The sequence below is a fragment of the Cryobacterium sp. Hh38 genome, from assembly GCF_004403235.1.
Lineage (GTDB): Bacteria > Actinomycetota > Actinomycetes > Actinomycetales > Microbacteriaceae > Cryobacterium > Cryobacterium levicorallinum.
Map to the genome: position 1 here is coordinate 381917 of NZ_SOHD01000042.1, position 16834 is coordinate 398750.

The window sequence follows — 16834 nt, forward strand, 5'->3', positions numbered from 1 at the left end:
ATCCCATGCTCGAGGTCACCCACATGCAAAAGATCTACCGCACCGCCGACACCAGCTTTGAAGCACTGCGGGACGTGCATTTCACCGTCGCCCCCGGCGAATTCGTCTGCCTGGTCGGGCCCTCCGGCAGCGGCAAAACCACGCTGCTCAAGTGCATGGCTGGGCTGATGAAACCGTCGGCCGGTTCGGTGCGGGTAGCCGACAAAGCAGTCTCTGGCCCGCCGGAAGGACTTGCCCTAGTCTTCCAGGAGTACGGTCGCAGCCTGTTTCCCTGGCTGCGCATCGCCGAGAACGTCGAGCTGCCGCTCAAGGAACTGAGACTGCCGAAGAAGGAACGGCTGGCGCGGGTCGCCGAAGCGCTGGCTCATGTCGGCCTCGAGAACTCGGCGAGGTCGTACCCGTGGCAACTCTCCGGTGGAATGCAACAGCGGGTGGCCATCGCCAGGGCTATCGCCTACCGGCCCGACGTGCTGCTCATGGACGAACCCTTCGCGGCCGTCGACGCCCAGACGCGGGCCGAGCTGGAAGACCTCGTTCGCACGATCTGGCGCGACTTGAAGATCACGACCCTGTTCGTCACGCACGACATCGACGAGGCCGTCTACCTGGCCGAGCGCGTCATCGTGCTCTCGTCAACGCCCACCATCGTGCAGCGAGAGATGATCGTCGACCTGCCTGCGGAACGCGATCAGCTTTCCACCCGTTCGTTGCCCCGATTCTCCGAGCTGCGCCATGACTTGTATGCAGAGATTCAGAAGGCCAAGACTCACTCGGCACTCACGATCACGGCATAGTCCATTCCCGCGCGCCCCGGACCACCGTCGCGTCCAGCTCCTCGCTCCGCAGAATGCGGGGGAGCAGACTGTGCCGGGCGAAGATCTCGGCCGTATGCGGAGCCTGCCGCTGCCCGGTCTCGACGAGCAGGCATCCGCTGGAAGAGAGCCAGTGTGGTGCGGCGGCACTGATGCGCCGCTGAACGTCGAGGCCGTCGTCGCCACCATCGGCCGAAGCGCGCGGCTCATAGAGTCGGGCCTCCATCGGCATCTGTTCGACCTCGTCCGTCGGCGCGTCGGTGCGTTGGCCACAATGATGTCGACCCGCCCCGTGAGCGACGCACGCGGCGGCGCGAACAGGTCACCCTGCAACACCTGAACGCGGTCAGCCAGGTTGCGGCGAGCGCAGGCCACCGCGATCGGATCGATGTCGACCGCGACCAGCCCCGCGCCGGGTCGGGGCGCGACCAGCACGGTTGCCAACGCGCCGGATCCGCAACAGAGATCGACGATGACCGCCTCGGGTGGACACAGCGCCAGGGTCTGCTCGACCAGGAACTCGGTGCGGCGACGCGGCACGAACACGCCAGGGTCGACCAGAATATGCCGGCCGCAGAACTCGGCCCAGCCCACAATCTGCTCGAGCGGCACGCCCGCGAGACGGCGCTCGATCATCGCGCTGAGCTGGTCGGGCGACTGCTGCACGGACTGCAGCAGGCCGGCCTCCTCCTCGGCAAAGACGCAGCCGGCAGCGCTCAACCGTGAAGTGATGCCTACCAGATCGGGGGTGGGTGCAGGCATGGGACGCCTCCTGTCGACGGCGGGCAGAAGCATCCTGCGCCCGGGTCTTGAAGGGTGCGCGAACTGTGATTACCCTGAAATCATGTGCCGAAACATTCACGTCCTGCATAACTTTGAACCCGCCGCGACCGCCGATGAGGTACACGCGGCGGCGCTGCAATACGTGCGCAAGATCAGCGGGTCGACGCATCCGTCGAAGGCGAACGAAGAAGCCTTTGAGCTGGCCGTGCACGAGATAGCGCGCATCTCTCGGCACCTGCTCGAAGATCTGGTGAGCTCCGCACCGCCGAAAAACCGGGAAATCGAGGCCGAGAACGCCAAAGCGCGCTCGCAGAAGCGGTTTGCTGCGGCCTAGCGGGTGTGATGTTCCGCGTAGAGCACCATCACGGCCGCCACCACGCTTGCCGCCGCGCCAAAGGCCACGCCGAAGGCGATGGTGATGCCCGCATACAGTCCGTCGTCCAGCATCGTCAAGACTGCGGCGATCGTCAGGGACAGCAACACCACACCGCCCATCGCGCCCAATGCGGCCGCTGTCGTGCGCAGGCGCCGCGATTTAGTGAGCTTTCGATCAGCAATCGCCACCGCCACGAGACCGCCCAGCAAAGCGACCGCCCCGATAACGAGGCCGATCACGCCATAATTCGCCATGGAACGCACGACAAACCAGAACCGAAACTCGGTTTCACCGCTGCCGGCGTCGGTCATGACGACTGCGACGCAGGCCGCTATCAGAAACCCCACGATCGGTGCGAACACCGCGATGCGCCAGTAGCGCCGAACTATCATGTGCCCACCCTACGTTGCGACGGTTCGCACCGGCATTCTAGAAATCGACCCAGGCGCTGGGCAGCGGATGCTCCAGCCGCTCTGGCCGGGTGCGCTCGCTTCGTCGCTCAGCCCGGTGCACCAGAAACGCTGCCGCGATCCCCGCCGCGATAGCGAGCGCCACCGTGAAGGTAATGATGAGGTACGCCCAGCCCGCTCCGATTATTCCCTGCACAGTGGCGAACACGATTCCGAGAATCAGCACGCCACCGGCCGCACCGAGGGAGGCCAGGGCGGTGCGCGCACCCGACGATTTTGCGAGGTGCCGGTCGAGGCCGCCAACCAGAACGACGCCGCCGACCAGCGCGGCGATGCTGACGACCAGGCCGACGGCACCGAAGCCCAGAATCGCCCGCACGACGCCTTCGATCGTCTGGCCCGCTCGCGCCTGGGGGTTACTGCCCAAGGACATCACTCCCACCACGGCGGCACCGAGGAGGAACCCGATCACGGGCGCAACCAGCGCGATGCGCCAGTAGCGGTGAACCATCATGCGTCCAACCCTAAAATGCGGAGATTGACTTGAACGTATCTAGTCCTGATAACTCTTAATCGTTTCGCGGATGTCATTCGCAAATAGGTAGATCTCATCGAGAGTTTCAATAGGGTGGCGAGTCTCGACCTTCTCAGCGTCGAAGACTCCAAGATACTTCTGCTTCTTTCCGTTGAAGTGAAGTCGAGCGACCGGCTTGCGATTGTTGTCATCGAGAAGAACAGCGAAATACGACTTGGAATCCCTGTGCATCACTCGCTGAGGCTTCACCTCGCTGCAGGCGATCGCCTTAACGATTTGATACCCTTCCAACTCCTCAAGGGTCGTCTCAATCTCCGTGTCACGGGCGAGATCAACTTCAACAATGTCGTGGCTGTTGATGACACCGCTCTCTGTTGCTGAAGCTCCTGAGAAGTTCGACCCGCCTAACGCCGACTTCAAGCGGTCATTGACCTGGTCATTCAGGAACTGCTTCGTAGACTTTGCGACCAGGGAAGTAAACTGCTCACGGACTTTCTGCGTAAACGCACCCTCATAGACTCGCGTCGTGAAGAATCGAATCCAGTCGTCTTCGGGCTCCGTGAACTGAGCTGCGATAGTGCGCTTGATTTGACCAATGTACTTGAGCTCTTCAGCCGAGTTGATGATCGAGTCGAGATCAAAGACTTCCTTGGTGAGCTTCCGCAGTTCCGGAATCAGTGTTTCATCGATGTCCATCAAATCGAGAACCAGAAACGGCTTCTCGTCCATGCGGTTGGGTGCATCCAGGTCCGTGTAGAACTGGTAAATCTCGCCATTCGTGAGAACGGCGATACGCGCATTGGTGACCGCGAAATAACGGAAGAGTTGCGAGGCGTGTTCTATCTTCAATGCTTCCGTGGATTTCTTGCATTCGATGAGGATCTGGACCTCACCGTCGCGCATAATCGCATAGTCAACTTTCTCGCCCTTTTTCACGCCGACATCAGCGGTAAATTCGGGGACAACTTCCAATGGATTAAAAACGTCGTAGCCCAAAATGGTCGAGATGAACGGCATGATAAACGCGTTCTTGGTTGCTTCTTCAGTCTGAATTGCTTCGCGCTGGTTGCGCACCTTGAGAGCCAATGCCCTGATTAGTTCTGCAAATTCCATGATTCCCCCGGTTTGTGGATCGCTACCTTCGACCTTATCGAAACAATTTAGAGTCTCAGACGAGCCTGAAACCTCAAACAGTACCGCGTGGCACGATCCACTCGTGTCTGAACCGGGGCATCACCCTCGCGACATACTCGAAGTCACTGTCGTAGTGCAAAACCGTCGCATCATTTATGAGAGCGTATGCGGCGATAAGCGTGTCGACCTCACCGACCGACCGCACGAGCGCGGCATGCCAGAGTCGGTTTTGGATGACTAAAGATTCGTCGATTGTGGGCGCACGTGGGCAATCGCTAAAGGCCGAGAGCGGAGTCCACGCGCTGTCATGCTCGGGCCCATTTCGTGCGCTGAATCCAATTTCTGTGGCGGTCGGCGCGCAAACCCAGATTGAGGCGGGGCTGTGCAGCTCGACGATTTTGCGCAAGGCGGCCACAAGACTGGGCGACGTACCTAACCGGGCCCACACGCTGTGGTTGATGATGAACCGTTTGACCTGAAGCCGGGCATGGGACGAATTGTGAGACGTCGAAATCGGGGATCCGTCCTATTCATTCGTCGAGGTCGAAGCGCTTTGGCTGTGGATCGAGGTGGAGAGCCGCAATTGCGTCAATGGCGACTAATTGCCTGCGCCGCATGACAGCCTCGCCGATGGCGAACGCGACCGCCTCCTTGTTCGAACGGAGCCCGTAGGCTTCCTTAAGCTCACGAAGCAGGGCAGGATCGGTGTCGATGACCCGGTCCTTCAGGTGTGCGCCGTAGTAGGCGGACTGCCGCGACATGACCTCTCGCATGGACTCGTCCCGGCTATCGTCCTACTCTGTTTCAGCGGTTTCCACGCAGAATCTGGCCCTGTCCGACGGACGCACATTGCGAGTGCACGACAGCGCCGACGCGTATTCCCAAAAGGATGCCTTCACCGTGCTCGGGCACCGCGGCTCGCCGCAAACCGGGGCACTGCTCGAGCCGGTGCTGGTGGCGGCGGCCGTGCGGGGCATCCGTCTGGTGTCGTATGGCAGGCCGAGCTACGGCGGATCGACCGGCTGCGCGGGCGCACCGTTGCCTCGGCCGGCGCCGACGTGACCCAACTGGCCGATCAGCTCGGCCTCGAGCGGTTCGCGGTGATGGGTGCATCGGGAGGGGGGCCGCATGCGCTCGCCTGCGCCGCGGTGCTTCCCGAGCAGGTCCCAGCCACAGCCTGCCTGGCGAGCCTCGCTCCGCTGCAAGCGGATGCCCTCGATTGGTTCGGCGGGATGGCCTCCGACGGGGAGTCCCTGCGCGCCGCCCTGCTCGGCCGTGCTGCCCGCGAAGAGTTCGAGCTGACCGCCGAATTCGATCCCGAAAGTTTCAACGACCGCGATTATGCGACCCTGGCTGGCACCTGGGCGTCCCTTGGAACCGATGTCGGCCTCGCGGCAGCAGACGGAACCGAGGGGCTCGTCGTCGACGACCTGGCCTTCGTGCTGCCGTGGGGATTCAGTGTTGCCGACATTGTGACACCGGTGCTGTGCGCGCAGAGCGGCCGTGACCGTGTCGTGCCGCCACCGCACGTGACCTGGCTGCTGCAGAACACGCCCGAGACGGAATTGCGGCTGCGGCCTCGGGACGGCCACAGTTCCGTGCTGAACGCCTGCGCCCTCGCGATGGACTGGCTCTGCGCGAGCACGACTAGTCCTTGTCGGTTGGGATGAACCGCGTTAATGTGACGGTCACGCCGTGGCCAGCACCGGAAGGACACGAGATTGAAATTTGTTCGTGCTCCGAAGCCGTCCCGCATCATCTGTCGCTCCTTGGCCGCGCTCGCGCTGGGTGCCCTCGTCGCCACCTCTTGTGCGCTGCTGCCGACCAATGTCGCCGACGCTTCGACCTCGAGCAGCGTGCGGACCGCTCCCGATCTGGCCAAACTGTGCGCCAAGCTCAAGATCACGGTCGCCAAGACCCTCCTGTGCAGCCACGGACCCGACCCGGTCGAGGCGTTCGGCGGCGCGGCCAGGCTGAAACAGACAGCCGCTGCGGCAGAAGACAGCGTTCCCGCCGCACCGGCCTCTGAGCTGACCGCACTGTGCAGCGCCGGCGGTGTGAGTGGTAAGCGCATCGAGGTGATCTACGGGGTTCCGCAGGATCGCACCAACCGGTACGCAACAATGTTGACCCCCCTGCGTGACGTGATGCGGCAAGTGAACAACAATCTCGAGGCAGCGGGTGCCGCTACCAGCCAGAACTACCGCTTTTTGTGCACCAACGGCGTCGACGTCACGGTGCGCAACGTGACCCTGCTGCCGGTCGGATCCGACGCCACCTACGACTTCAACGACTACGTCTGGAGCCTGCAAAATCAGGTCGCATTCGGGCTGGGACCGGTCGACTTCATCGCCAATGATCGTCTGTACATCACCTATATCGATCAGATTCAGGATGTCTATCCCTACGGAGGTCAGGGTGAGCTCTCGATCGACGACCAGCCGAATCCCGCGCTGAACGCCAACAACGACACCCGGCCGCGCTATTCGATGTCGGCCTACCTGGACCTGCTCGTGATCGCCCACGAAATCGGCCACAATATCGGGGCGGTGCAGTACTCGGCGCCGCATTCCAGCCAGGCCGGCCACTGCTACGACGAGGCCGACCTCATGTGTTACGACGACGGCGGGCCGCACTTCGCCGCGGGCGGCACCCTGACCTTCACCTGCCCGGGCACCGAATGGGCCATCGACTGTCACGACGAGGACTACTATTTCTCGGGCACGCCGCCCGCGTCGAACTACCTGGCCACGCACTGGAACACCGCCAGGAGCGGTTTTCTAAGCCCGATCGTGGCGGCGGAGGTCCCGCCGACCGTCACGGCGAAACCACCGGTCAGCCTGGCCACCCGGGTCGCGCAGACCGCCAACGCGACCGCAACCTTCAGCGAAGCCGTGCAGGGGGTGTCGACGACAACGATGCGGGTGAAGAATCCGGCCGGCACGGTTCTCTCCGCCGCGGTCAGCTGCAACGCGACCACCCGGGTCGCGACGCTCAATCCGACCGCGACCCTCGCGCCGGACACCAAATGCAGCGTCAGCCTCACCGGCGGGGCCGCAGCAATCCGTGACGCGACGGGCACACCGCTGGTGTCAACCAGCTGGAGCTTCACGACCGGACCAGCGCCGACGATCACCACGCGCACTCCCGCCAGCGGGGCGACGGGTGCCAGCCGCACCGCGAGTGTCTCGGTGACGTTCAGCAAGGGAATGGAGGGGGTGGCGGCATCCACTTTCAGGCTGAAGAACACCGCGACCGGCGCTGCGATCGCCGCCGTCGTCTCCCGAAGCGGCACAACGAATCAGTGGATTCTGAACCCGGGCAACACCTTGGCCGCCACCACCAACGTCACCGTCACGGTCACCGGCGGCAGCAGTGCCGTGCGTGATCTGGCCGGCAACCCCGTCTCGACGAGCATCTGGAGGTTCACCACCGGCAGCTGACGGCGGGGCAGCTAACATCGAGGGATGCCTGACCTTGTCTGCTCCGAGTGCGCCGCCGTCTATCCGGTCGCGAGCCTGGTCTGGCGCTGCACCTGCGGCGGCCTACTCGACGTCGCCGAATTCGACATTAAAGTGGATGCCCAGGCGCTGCCCGGCCGCGTCCCCTCGCTCTGGCGCTATGCCGAGGCGCTGCCGATCGCCGTCGACCCGGCGATCACCCTGGGAGAGGGTTTTTCGCCCCTCGTGCCGTCCCGCTCTCTGGCCCACGTACAGCTCAAACTCGACTTTCTGCTGCCGACGCTCTCGTTCAAAGACCGCGGCGCGGTCTTGCTCGCAACCCTCGCCCAACGGCTCGGTGTGACCAACGCCATGGTCGACAGCAGCGGAAACGCCGGCACGGCGATGGCCGCCTATTTCGGGCGGGCCGGCATCGGCTGCACGGTCTACGTTCCCGAGTCCACCTCGCCCGGCAAATTCGCGCAGATGCGGGCGCACGGCGCCACGGTCGAGCTGGTACCCGGCTCGCGCGCGGATACCTCCGCGGCGGCCCTTCGGGCAGCGGGCCGACCCGGCGTCATGTACGCGAGCCACGTCTATCACCCGTACTTTCTGCACGGCGTGAAGACCTACGGTTATGAGATCTGGGAGCAGCGCGGGCGCTCGCTGCCCGAGACGGTGGTGGTTCCGGTCGGCAACGGCACGCTGGTGCTCGGCTGTTACCTCGCCTTCAGCGAGCTGGTCGCCGCTGGTCTCGCCGAGCGGATGCCGCGGATTGTCGCGGTGCAGGCATCCGCTTGTTCGCCGCTGGAACAGGCCATGGCGCAGGGATTTGCGATGCCCGCGGCGGTTGACGGCGGCGCCACGATCGCCGAGGGTATCGCCATCGCGGCGCCTCCCCGGGGCCGGCAGATTCTGTCCGCCGTGCGTGCCACCGGTGGCACGATCGTTTCCGTCAGTGACCGGCAAACCGCGGGCGCGCGCCAGGAATTGGCCGATGAGGGACTCTTCGTCGAGCCGACCTCGGCTGTCTGCTTCGCTGCCGTGCGCGCCGCCGTTGATTCGACGTTCGACAAAGCCAGCCCCATCTGGGCGGTGGCCGCGAGCCTGCTCACGGCCGAGTCCGTGGTCGTGCCGCTGTGCGGCGCCGGCCTGAAATCGCCTGTGTGATGAAGGACTCTGACGACGACGGTCCCGCTTGCCCGGCCTGCGGCACCGAGATGATCCCGGACGGCGTCGACACCGCTGACGGTCTGGAAGAGTGCCATCGGTGCCCCAGGTGCCGGCTGGTCATCGTCGTGCCCGGAGATGCCCCCGAGAACACCCAACTCCGTGAATAACTTTTCAATTGCAGAAGAATCGCATTTATTCTCTCGACTTTCTTGGGAAAGACTCACTGTTCTTGCGCCAATCTGGGTTTATCAGCCGATAGCGGCTCGTTGAGTCAGAAGTTCCGGCTCAGCCCAACTCACACGTCGAAGGAATTAACATGACTGTCTACCGGAAAGACATCGCGGCCATCGAAGCCCTCAAACAGCAGGTTGGAAGCAGCTGGGACGCCATCAACCCGGAGTCTGTCGCCCGCATGCGTGCCCAGAACCGTTTCAAGACCGGCCTGGAGATCGCGCAGTACACGGCCGACATCATGCGCAAGGACATGGGGGAGTACGACGGAGATTCCTCCATCTACACCCAGTCGCTCGGTGTATGGCACGGCTTCATCGGCCAGCAGAAGATGATCTCGATCAAGAAGCACCTCAAGACCACCAACAAGCGCTACCTATACCTGTCCGGCTGGATGGTTGCGGCGCTGCGCAGCGAATTCGGTCCGCTCCCCGACCAGTCCATGCACGAGAAGACGACCGTTCCCGCTCTCGTCGAGGAGATCTACACCTTCCTCCGCCAGGCCGACGCCCGCGAGCTCGACCTGCTCTTCACCGGCCTCGACAACGCCCGCATCGTTGGCGACGACGCCAAGGCAGCTGCGATCCAGGTGCAGATTGACAACTTCGAGACCCATGTTGTGCCGATCATCGCCGACATCGATGCCGGCTTCGGTAACCCCGAAGCCACCTACCTTCTGGCCAAGAAAATGATCGAGGCTGGCGCCTGCGCCATTCAGATCGAGAACCAGGTGTCGGACGAGAAGCAGTGTGGCCACCAGGATGGCAAGGTCACCGTTCCTCACGAAGACTTCATCGCCAAGCTGAACGCGGTTCGCTATGCGTTCCTCGAGCTCGGTATCGAGAACGGCATCATCGTCTCGCGCACCGACTCGCTCGGTGCCGGCCTCACGCAGAAGCTTGCCGTGACGTACACGCCCGGCGACCTGGGCGACCAGTACAACTCCTTCCTCGACGTTGACGAGATCACCGAAGCCGACCTCGGCAACGGCGACGTCGTCATCAAGCGCGATGGCAAGCTGCTTCGCCCGAAGCGCCTGGCCAGCAACCTGTTCCAGTTCCGCGCCGGAACCGGCGAGGCGCGTTGCGTGCTCGACAGCATCACGTCGCTGCAGAACGGTGCCGACCTGCTCTGGATCGAAACCGAGAAGCCGCACATCGGCCAGATTGCGGGCATGATGAACGAGGTGCGCAAGGTCATTCCGAACGCCAAGCTGGTCTACAACAACAGCCCGTCGTTCAACTGGACCTTGAACTTCCGTCAGCAGGCCTACGACGCACTCCTCGCCGAGGGTAAGGACGTCTCCGCTTACGACCGTGCCAAGCTCATGAGCGTCGACTACGACGAGACCGAACTGGCCGTGAACGCCGACGAGAAGATCCGCACCTTCCAGCGCGACAGCTCGAAAGAGGCTGGCATCTTCCACCACCTCATCACCCTGCCGACCTACCACACGGCCGCACTCTCGACGGATGACCTGGCCAAGGGCTACTTCGCCGACCAGGGCATGCTCGCCTACGTCAAGGGCGTGCAGCGTCGCGAAATCCGTGAGGGAATCGCCACGGTCAAGCACCAGAACATGTCGGGCTCCGACCTGGGTGACAACCACAAGGAGTACTTCGCCGGCGAAGCCGCGCTGAAGGCTGGCGGCGTGAACAACACGAGCAACCAGTTCGAGGAACCGGCTTTGAGTAGCCACTAAGTTAAATCGGAGTAACGAAGAGGCCTCAGTCGAAAGACTGAGGCCTCTTCGTGTGCCCGAACAGCCGTTGACGAGACAGCCTCTGACGAGCGCATGCGCCGAGCCGGTCACCGGGTCGCGGCGGGTATTCTCTGCGTTGAGGTCGCGGTCTTGCGCTCGACTTCGTTGGCCGGGGCAATCGCCAGGATGGCCAGGACGCCGGCGATGACCGCGAGGCCGACCCAGCCGAGCGTCGTGAGGCGTTCGCCGACGATGAGCACAGCGAGGATGGCCGCTATCGCCGGTTCGGTGAGCGTGATCGTTGTGGCGGTGCTGGCCGAGACGCGGGTCAGGCCGTAGCCGAACAGAAGGTAGCCGAGGAACATCGGAATGATCGCCATGTACGCGGCAACGCTGAAGGCCTGGGTGGATGCGAGCAGCGGGGCGCCGGTGACAATGAGCACGGGCAGCAGGAGCGTGCCGCCGAGCCCGAACACGAAGCCCATCGATGCTGCGCGGCTGATGCCTCGGTTCATGAGGCGGTGTGCTGCCCAGGAATAGGTGGCATAGGTTGCCCCGGCGAGGAGTCCGAGGGAGATGCCGGCCACGGTCTGACCGGCCGACTCTGCGGCATCCGTCATCTTGGACAGGCACAGCAGCGTGCTGCCGATGATTCCCAGGCCCGCCGCCAGGGCCCACCACCGGCTGAGTCGTTTGTGTTCGAGCAGGAATTCGAGGAGGCCGGAGGCGAGGGGCGCGGAGGCGAGTGAAACGACCGATCCGATCGCGACGCCCGCGAAGTGCATGGAACTGTAGAAGGCCAGGGGGTAGATCATGACCGCCACCGCGCCGAGAACGATCAGCCGCAAATTGCCGCGCACGGCGGGCAGGGCGGCCCGAAGCGCGGGGATGGCGATGACGGCCTGCAGAATCCCCCCGATGCCGAGAGCCGCTGAGCCGATCGCGAGCGGCCCAACGCCGGGCGCGAGAGTCGCGGCGGTTCCGGTGGTGCCCCACAGAATGGACGTGACGGTGATCGCGCCGATTCCGGCGAGGCGATGCCGATTCACAGCGCCTCGATCACGGCTGGGGCTTGGCCGGCCCGACGCTGTTCTTTCCAGCCATCCACAACCTCCCCGATCAGGTAAATCAGTCTAGCTACTGGTCTGGAGCTCCGTCTGTTCGCGGGTGCGCAGGTCGCGGTGGTGTGCCGCCCGACGGGGAGGGAATGCCCTTGCCGAATACGGCGAGGATTCCGAGAGCGAATGCAATGTCGGTGGCCGTGGGAATCGGCCAGCGTTTGCGGCATCAACCCAACATGCGCATCCCCCGTACGGTCAAGTTCAGACGCTCAGCGATCCCTGCCGCCGTCATCGAGGACGAGCATGGGAGAGTGGGCTCACGGCTGAATGTCAGCCGACTTTGGCAGCGCTGCTCGCCCCCGTAGGAGAAGGTTAGGCATGGAACATTTCGATGCGATCGTGGTTGGCGCCGGGGTGGCGGGGCTGGCCGCTGCTCGACTGCTGGCGAACGCCGGCCGCCGCGTCGTGGTGCTCGAGGCCCGCGACCGTGTGGGCGGCCGGGTCTACACGGATCGCGCCGACGGGTTCGTCACCGACCGCGGCGCATCGTGGATCCACGGCATCACCGACAACCCCGTCGCAGCAGCGGCCGCAGCATTTGGGATGCCAACCGTGGAGTTCACGGTCGGCGGATACCAACCGGACAGCCGCCCGATCGCGTACTACGGTCCGAGCGGTGAGCGACTCCCCGATGATGCCGCGCGGGCCTTCACCGACGACATCCGCTCGGTTGATGCCGCGCTCGTCCAGGCGGTCGCTGCGTCAGAAACGGATGCCTCCTACCGCGACGTGACCGAGACAGCGCTCGCTGGCCAGGGCTGGCACCCGGCTCGGGCCGAACGTGTGCGGGAGTTTTTGCAGCACCGCAGCGAAGAGCAGTACGGGGTTTGGATCGACGATCTTGCCGCCCACGGACTCGACGACGATGTCATAGAGGGTGACGAGGTGGTTTTTCCCGACGGCTATGACCGACTGGCCACGCACCTCGCGACCGGACTCGACATCCGCCTGGAGCACGTCGTCACCCACGTGCGATGGTCCTCAACGGTCGTCGCGGTCACGACAGACCATGGCATTCTGACGGCGGACACGGCCGTCGTGACGGTGCCCGTCGGGGTTCTCCAGTCACCGGAGTTCACCATCGAACCGCCGCTCCCGGAACCAAACGTGGGCGCCTTGGGGCGGCTGACGATGAACGCGTTCGAGAAGATTTTCCTGCGGTTTCCGACGAAATTCTGGGACGACGGAGTCTTTGCAATCCGGCAACAAGGACCCGAGGGTCGCGCGTGGCACTCCTGGTACGACCTGACGGCCCTGCACGGAACGCCTACCCTGCTGACTTTCGCCGCCGGGCCTGCGGCCCGCGAGATCCGTAACTGGACTGACCTGCAGGTTGTCGACTCGGTTCTGGCGCAGCTGCGGAGGCTGTACGGCGACAAGGTGGAGTTTCCAACCCGGGTTGACATCACCGCGTGGCAGGACGATCCCTTTGCTCGTGGTTCCTACGCGTACATGACGCGCGGCGCCACCACGGCCGACCACGACGACCTCGCGACGCCCGTCGGCGGGGTGCTCCACATCGCCGGAGAGGCGACCTGGACGGATGACCCTGCCACGGTCACCGCGGCGCTTTGCTCCGGCCACCGCGCCGCATCGAACGTGCTGAACCGGGAGATCCCAATCGCTGAGATGTGGGCCGGCCGATGACCGGGGCGCAAAGGTCGCGACGACACGCGACAGAGCGCGGCAGACTGATCCGTTCGCTCACCGCAAGATAACGATCGCCAAGAAGAGCCACTATATGGACCTACTCATGGCCAGGATTCGGGCCTTCGGCGGTGGCATGCAGACGCTACCGATTTCTAAGGTCAAGGACCGGCTGAGTGAGTTCGTCGACGCGGTGTCGCTCACTCACGAGCAGGTGACGATCACGAAAAATGGATTCCCGGTGGCGGTGTTGATCGGAGCCGATGAATGGAATTCGTTGCAGGAGACGCTCTTTTGGCTCTCTCGGCCCGGGACTCTTGCTGCCGTCGCCCAAGCGCGCCAGGAGCTGGTCGACGGTCGCACGATTGGCGAGGACGAGATACGCGCCGAGTTCAACGTTTCCCGTCGATCGTCGAAGTGAGCTCGGACGACGAGAAGAGCGACGAGGTCGAATTCGCTGGTTCGGCCCGCCGAGATTTACAAGGAGTACCGCCCCGGATTGTGCCAGCGATAATTGAGTTCGTCTACGGAGACCTCGCCCGATGCCCGCGGCGAGTTGGTAACCCTTTGCAACGCGAACTCGAAGGTCTGTGGAGCGCGCGCCGTGGCCCCGATCGCATTATTTACGACATCGTCGAGGAACGGCTGGTGATCATCGTCGTGCAGGTGGATCACCGCGCCGATGTGTATCGGCCCAGATAGTTGCAGCCTGAACGCAACGAACAATTGCTGCAACTGGCGTGACCGGGGCTTTCAGAGTGTGCCCCAGGCAGATTCGAACTGCCGCCCCTGCCTCCCGGAGGGCGAACCGCGGACCTTTTCCAGTCTTCCTCCCGACGGTAAATAGTCGATCAAGAGTCGTTTTCGCTCACAATAGCGATCATGATTGAGCAATGATAACGCCACGATTGTGGGCAAGAAGTGGGCACGTGCCGCAAGTGAAGATGGTCGGACCTCGATCAGAGATTCCGCTCATGACTTCGTCATGGGTATCCATGTCTTATCAGTAGTTACTGTCGCTGGATGACTGCGGCTGGTCCAGAGCGATCATGACTGATGCGCAGCGCCGGTAGTGTCTGTACTTCCGAATGCATTCCGAACACGATGATCACATGACTCTGATCAATGACCTTCGCACCACGACTCGGCGATCATCAGACCTGCGCAAGCACTCGGCCGACGTGTTCGCCGAGGCTGAGGATCACACTGTCCAGATCACTCGCCGCTGTGGCGCCGAACACCACACTGAGAAGAGCCGCAATGACGGCTAGTTGAGTCCACGGACGTGGTGTATGACGAGCCCGTTGTTGAGCGTGGCGTCGTGAACTGTCAGTCAGTCTTGGAGACGGCGCTCGGCAACGAGAAGCGGGTGTGGTCCGGGCTCTCGCCCCGACCACACCCGCTGACCGTCTTCTAAGTCAGAAGCCGCTGACGTTGAGCCGTCCGCCGGTGACCGTCTTGCCGCTGAGGGAGGCCGTCGGGACGACCGAGCTCAGGATCGCGCTCTTGATCTGCGCCGCTGTCGCACCGGGGTGCGTGGAGGCGTAGAGGGCGGCCGCGCCCGTGACGTGTGGCGTGGCCATTGAGGTGCCGTTGTAGGACGAGTAGGTGTTGAAGGCGGTCGTCGACCAGACACCGACTCCGGGGGCGCCGAGGTCGACGGTCGTGGCGCCGTACTGGCTGAAGGACGCCAGCGCCCCATTGCGGTCGATGGCGGCGACTGCGATGACGTTGGCGACGTCGTAGTTGGACGGGTAGGACGCCGTCGTGTCGTTGTTCGTGCCGCTGTTGCCTGCGGCCGCGACGAACAGGATGTTCGCGGCGTTGGCGCGCGTGATGGCGTCGAGCAGGGTCTGGGAGAAGGCGCCGCCGCCCCAGCTGTTGTTGGTCGCCACGATGTTCAGGCCGTGGCGGGTCTTGAGGTCGGTGAAGTAGTCGACCGACTTGACCGCGTCGGCCAGGGATCCGCCCTGGCGACCGAGGAACTTGCCGCTGATCAGGGTCACATCCCAGTTCATGCCAGCTACGCCTTGCCCGTTGTTGGCCTTGGCGCCGATGGTCCCGGACACGTGCGTGCCGTGGTTGTCGAGCGAGCCTCTGGAGCCACCGTCATAGATAGTGTTGTCGCTGTTGGCGAAGTCCCAGCCGTTGACGTCGTCGACGTAGCCGTTGCCGTCGTTGTCGATGCCGTCCCCCGCGATCTCGTAGGGGTTGGTCCAGACCTGCCCGTTGAGCTCGGGGTGGGTGTACTGGATGCCCTCGTCGATGATGCCGACGTAGACGCTCTTCGACCCCGTGTGGCCGGCGGTCCAGGCCTCGGCGGCCTGGCTGCCGTAGGCGTTGGCGGGGGTCGAGGCGTCGCCGTACATGCCCCAGAGGTCCTGGGAGGTATTGGTGCTGGTGAAGATGGGGTCGGTGGCGGTGGCCTGGTGGGTCAGGACGTAGTTCGGCTCGGCGTAGGCGACGGCGGGGTCACTCTTCAGCTGCGCGATCGCCTCGTCCAGGTTCTTGCCCTGCGGCAGACGGACGAGCTCGACCTCGGTGCGGTCGGCGGCCGCGGCGACGATGCGCTCGGCGAACCGTGCCGAGGCGTGCCCGCGAGCACGCTCGCGCTGGTCGGCGGAGGCGCCGGCCACGTAGCCGACGACGAGCTCGCCGGGGACTGCGGCAGCAGCGGTACCGTTGGCTTGAGGGGCGGGAGCGGCCGAAGCGGGCGTGCTAAGGGCCAGTCCGGTCATGCCGATCAGGATCGCCGACGAGGCAGCCGCTACGGTGAAGAGCTTGAGACGCATCTGTTCCGAAAATCTTTTATGCATGAAAAATCCTTTTCCTTGTGGGTAGTGGATTGCCAAGTAGTCACCAATGACTTTGCCCATATTGAGCGTTCAACACAGGTGCAATTGAAAGGTACGACTTGCCGCAGATGATCACACGTCGGCTCATGAGGGGACTGCGCTTCGCGGGCTGCTGTGGTATAGCCCAATGTTCAGCTTCGGGGGTCAGTGGCACCGCCCTCTACTTCCTGCCGCGCCTCCTGGGCCTCAACGCGGTCAAACTGATGTCAGCCACCGGGCCCGCGACGAACAACCGCGACCGGACTCGCCTCGGCGACTTCTTCGAAGCACTCGTGGCCCTCAGCCTCCAGACCTATGCGGCGGCGAACGACGCGCAGCTGTCGCCTTTCCGCGACCATGATGGGCGACACGAGATTGACTTCGTCATCCACCGAGAAGACGCAGAAGCTGTCGGTCTTGAAGTCAAGCTCAAGTCCGCCATCACCGACCAGGACGTTCGCCACCTGCTGTGGCTGAAGGAGTCACTTCCCGACCAAATTGTCGACCTCGTTGTCATCAACACTGGCACCCACGCCTATCGCCGACAGGATGGCGTGGCGGTCATCCCGCTCGCGTTGCTCACCGCCTGACCGACGCCCTGCGAGTGCCAGAGCTGCCGCAGCGGCTTGCGGCAAA

At 63.7% G+C, this 16834-nt stretch carries 21 protein-coding genes and 2 pseudogenes; 13 read left to right on the plus strand and 10 right to left on the minus strand.

Annotation, left to right across the window (positions count from 1 at the left end; translation table 11 throughout):
* Window positions 1-5 precede the first annotated feature (5 nt).
* Complete coding sequence (locus tag E3T41_RS15900; RefSeq protein ID WP_092448788.1) at window positions 6-794, plus strand: ABC transporter ATP-binding protein; 789 nt, start codon at window positions 6-8, stop codon at window positions 792-794.
* Here E3T41_RS15900 and E3T41_RS19110 read toward each other — a convergent pair.
* Together E3T41_RS19110 and E3T41_RS19115 are read right to left on the minus strand one after the other, a co-directional pair.
* Entirely contained in the window at window positions 784-1038 is a 255-nt protein-coding gene (locus E3T41_RS19110; protein ID WP_307725672.1) for a hypothetical protein, read from the minus strand. The genes E3T41_RS15900 and E3T41_RS19110 overlap by 11 nt on opposite strands.
* Window positions 1032-1448, minus strand: a pseudogene (locus E3T41_RS19115) (class I SAM-dependent methyltransferase); the annotation flags it as partial. The pseudogene E3T41_RS19115 and the gene E3T41_RS19110, both read right to left, overlap by 7 nt.
* On the opposite strand from E3T41_RS19115, the gene E3T41_RS18645 reads away from it, so the two are divergent.
* Window positions 1377-1538, plus strand: a complete 162-nt coding sequence (locus E3T41_RS18645) for a hypothetical protein (RefSeq protein WP_241991213.1) — start codon at window positions 1377-1379, stop codon at window positions 1536-1538. The pseudogene E3T41_RS19115 and the gene E3T41_RS18645 overlap by 72 nt on opposite strands.
* A 118-nt stretch (window positions 1539-1656) precedes the next feature.
* Entirely contained in the window at window positions 1657-1929 is a 273-nt protein-coding gene (locus E3T41_RS15910) for a DUF2277 domain-containing protein (RefSeq protein WP_134479337.1), read from the plus strand.
* Here E3T41_RS15910 and E3T41_RS15915 read toward each other — a convergent pair.
* From E3T41_RS15915 to E3T41_RS15935, 5 genes are all read right to left on the minus strand, one after another.
* Window positions 1926-2363 carry a hypothetical protein gene (locus E3T41_RS15915; protein ID WP_092448787.1) on the minus strand — a complete coding sequence of 146 codons (438 nt, stop codon included), beginning with the start codon at window positions 2361-2363 and terminating at the stop codon, window positions 1926-1928. The two genes, E3T41_RS15910 and E3T41_RS15915, sit on opposite strands and share 4 nt — an antisense overlap.
* A 37-nt stretch (window positions 2364-2400) precedes the next feature.
* Window positions 2401-2895 carry a hypothetical protein gene (locus tag E3T41_RS15920; RefSeq protein WP_092448786.1) on the minus strand — a complete coding sequence of 165 codons (495 nt, stop codon included), beginning with the start codon at window positions 2893-2895 and terminating at the stop codon, window positions 2401-2403.
* A 39-nt stretch (window positions 2896-2934) separates the two neighbouring features.
* Complete coding sequence (locus tag E3T41_RS15925; RefSeq protein WP_092448785.1) at window positions 2935-4029, minus strand: type I restriction endonuclease; 1095 nt, start codon at window positions 4027-4029, stop codon at window positions 2935-2937.
* Window positions 4030-4102: 73 nt separating this feature from the next.
* Entirely contained in the window at window positions 4103-4498 is a 396-nt protein-coding gene (locus tag E3T41_RS19120; RefSeq protein WP_370257894.1) for a PIN domain-containing protein, read from the minus strand.
* A gap of 82 nt (window positions 4499-4580) precedes the next feature.
* Entirely contained in the window at window positions 4581-4811 is a 231-nt protein-coding gene (locus E3T41_RS15935; protein WP_134479338.1) for a hypothetical protein, read from the minus strand.
* Here E3T41_RS15935 and E3T41_RS18655 point away from each other — a divergent pair.
* The 5 genes from E3T41_RS18655 to E3T41_RS15955 all read left to right on the plus strand — a co-directional run bounded on the left by E3T41_RS18655 (window position 4810) and on the right by E3T41_RS15955 (window position 10596).
* On the plus strand, window positions 4810-5112 hold the full coding sequence (locus E3T41_RS18655) for a hypothetical protein (protein ID WP_241991203.1): 303 nt from the start codon (window positions 4810-4812) through the stop codon (window positions 5110-5112). The genes E3T41_RS15935 and E3T41_RS18655 overlap by 2 nt on opposite strands.
* Window positions 5109-5720: an alpha/beta hydrolase gene (locus E3T41_RS15940; RefSeq protein WP_241991204.1), complete on the plus strand. Its 612-nt coding sequence runs from the start codon at window positions 5109-5111 to the stop codon at window positions 5718-5720. Before E3T41_RS18655 ends, E3T41_RS15940 begins: the two co-directional genes overlap by 4 nt.
* A gap of 51 nt (window positions 5721-5771) precedes the next feature.
* On the plus strand, window positions 5772-7493 hold the full coding sequence (locus tag E3T41_RS15945; RefSeq protein ID WP_241991205.1) for an Ig-like domain-containing protein: 1722 nt from the start codon (window positions 5772-5774) through the stop codon (window positions 7491-7493).
* A gap of 24 nt (window positions 7494-7517) precedes the next feature.
* Window positions 7518-8660, plus strand: a complete 1143-nt coding sequence (locus E3T41_RS15950; protein ID WP_134479339.1) for a threonine synthase — start codon at window positions 7518-7520, stop codon at window positions 8658-8660.
* Window positions 8661-8979: 319 nt separating this feature from the next.
* Window positions 8980-10596 (plus strand): isocitrate lyase, encoded by a 1617-nt coding sequence (locus tag E3T41_RS15955; RefSeq protein WP_092448782.1) that lies wholly within the window; start codon window positions 8980-8982, stop codon window positions 10594-10596.
* Between the two features lie 107 nt (window positions 10597-10703).
* Here E3T41_RS15955 and E3T41_RS15960 read toward each other — a convergent pair whose 3' ends face one another.
* A complete protein-coding gene (locus tag E3T41_RS15960) occupies window positions 10704-11645 on the minus strand; it encodes a DMT family transporter (protein ID WP_134479340.1) in 942 nt (313 codons plus the stop codon).
* 151 nt (window positions 11646-11796) lie between these two features.
* Window positions 11797-11871, minus strand: a pseudogene (locus tag E3T41_RS15965) (Na+/H+ antiporter NhaA); the annotation flags it as partial.
* A gap of 164 nt (window positions 11872-12035) precedes the next feature.
* Between E3T41_RS15965 and E3T41_RS15970 the strand changes: the two are divergent.
* The 4 genes from E3T41_RS15970 to E3T41_RS15985 all read left to right on the plus strand — a co-directional run bounded on the left by E3T41_RS15970 (window position 12036) and on the right by E3T41_RS15985 (window position 14635).
* The gene (locus tag E3T41_RS15970) at window positions 12036-13364 is read left to right on the plus strand and encodes an NAD(P)/FAD-dependent oxidoreductase (protein WP_134479341.1); all 1329 of its coding nucleotides are present in this window, start codon (window positions 12036-12038) and stop codon (window positions 13362-13364) included.
* 106 nt (window positions 13365-13470) lie between these two features.
* Complete coding sequence (locus E3T41_RS15975) at window positions 13471-13785, plus strand: type II toxin-antitoxin system Phd/YefM family antitoxin (protein ID WP_304996486.1); 315 nt, start codon at window positions 13471-13473, stop codon at window positions 13783-13785.
* On the plus strand, window positions 13782-14066 hold the full coding sequence (locus tag E3T41_RS15980) for a type II toxin-antitoxin system RelE/ParE family toxin (RefSeq protein ID WP_134479342.1): 285 nt from the start codon (window positions 13782-13784) through the stop codon (window positions 14064-14066). The genes E3T41_RS15975 and E3T41_RS15980 overlap by 4 nt, the downstream gene beginning before the upstream one ends.
* Before the next feature lie 410 nt (window positions 14067-14476).
* Window positions 14477-14635 (plus strand): hypothetical protein, encoded by a 159-nt coding sequence (locus E3T41_RS15985; RefSeq protein WP_241991207.1) that lies wholly within the window; start codon window positions 14477-14479, stop codon window positions 14633-14635.
* 147 nt (window positions 14636-14782) lie between these two features.
* On the opposite strand, the gene E3T41_RS15990 is transcribed toward E3T41_RS15985, so the two are convergent.
* Entirely contained in the window at window positions 14783-16180 is a 1398-nt protein-coding gene (locus E3T41_RS15990) for a S8 family peptidase (RefSeq protein ID WP_198416441.1), read from the minus strand.
* A 107-nt stretch (window positions 16181-16287) separates the two neighbouring features.
* On the opposite strand from E3T41_RS15990, the gene E3T41_RS15995 reads away from it, so the two are divergent.
* Window positions 16288-16788, plus strand: coding sequence for a DUF4143 domain-containing protein (locus E3T41_RS15995; protein WP_241991211.1), 501 nt, complete (start codon window positions 16288-16290; stop codon window positions 16786-16788).
* Window positions 16789-16834 lie beyond the last annotated feature (46 nt).

What these genes read in the sequence shown, in the direction of transcription:
- E3T41_RS15995 (WP_241991211.1), top strand. Translation starts at nt 16,288, where the DNA reads ATGATCACACGTCGGCTCATGAGGGGACTGCGCTTCGCGGGCTGCTGT.
- E3T41_RS15975 (WP_304996486.1), top strand. Translation starts at nt 13,471, where the DNA reads ATGGCCAGGATTCGGGCCTTCGGCGGTGGCATGCAGACGCTACCGATT.
- E3T41_RS18645 (WP_241991213.1), top strand. Translation starts at nt 1,377, where the DNA reads ATGCCGGCCGCAGAACTCGGCCCAGCCCACAATCTGCTCGAGCGGCAC.
- E3T41_RS15935 (WP_134479338.1), bottom strand. Translation starts at nt 4,811, where the DNA reads ATGTCGCGGCAGTCCGCCTACTACGGCGCACACCTGAAGGACCGGGTC.
- E3T41_RS15910 (WP_134479337.1), top strand. Translation starts at nt 1,657, where the DNA reads ATGTGCCGAAACATTCACGTCCTGCATAACTTTGAACCCGCCGCGACC.
- E3T41_RS15915 (WP_092448787.1), bottom strand. Translation starts at nt 2,363, where the DNA reads ATGATAGTTCGGCGCTACTGGCGCATCGCGGTGTTCGCACCGATCGTG.
- E3T41_RS15900 (WP_092448788.1), top strand. Translation starts at nt 6, where the DNA reads ATGCTCGAGGTCACCCACATGCAAAAGATCTACCGCACCGCCGACACC.
- E3T41_RS15920 (WP_092448786.1), bottom strand. Translation starts at nt 2,895, where the DNA reads ATGATGGTTCACCGCTACTGGCGCATCGCGCTGGTTGCGCCCGTGATC.
- E3T41_RS15925 (WP_092448785.1), bottom strand. Translation starts at nt 4,029, where the DNA reads ATGGAATTTGCAGAACTAATCAGGGCATTGGCTCTCAAGGTGCGCAAC.
- E3T41_RS18655 (WP_241991203.1), top strand. Translation starts at nt 4,810, where the DNA reads ATGACCTCTCGCATGGACTCGTCCCGGCTATCGTCCTACTCTGTTTCA.
- E3T41_RS15950 (WP_134479339.1), top strand. Translation starts at nt 7,518, where the DNA reads ATGCCTGACCTTGTCTGCTCCGAGTGCGCCGCCGTCTATCCGGTCGCG.
- E3T41_RS19110 (WP_307725672.1), bottom strand. Translation starts at nt 1,038, where the DNA reads ATGGAGGCCCGACTCTATGAGCCGCGCGCTTCGGCCGATGGTGGCGAC.
- E3T41_RS15970 (WP_134479341.1), top strand. Translation starts at nt 12,036, where the DNA reads ATGGAACATTTCGATGCGATCGTGGTTGGCGCCGGGGTGGCGGGGCTG.
- E3T41_RS15985 (WP_241991207.1), top strand. Translation starts at nt 14,477, where the DNA reads ATGACTCTGATCAATGACCTTCGCACCACGACTCGGCGATCATCAGAC.
- E3T41_RS15990 (WP_198416441.1), bottom strand. Translation starts at nt 16,180, where the DNA reads ATGCATAAAAGATTTTCGGAACAGATGCGTCTCAAGCTCTTCACCGTA.
- E3T41_RS15955 (WP_092448782.1), top strand. Translation starts at nt 8,980, where the DNA reads ATGACTGTCTACCGGAAAGACATCGCGGCCATCGAAGCCCTCAAACAG.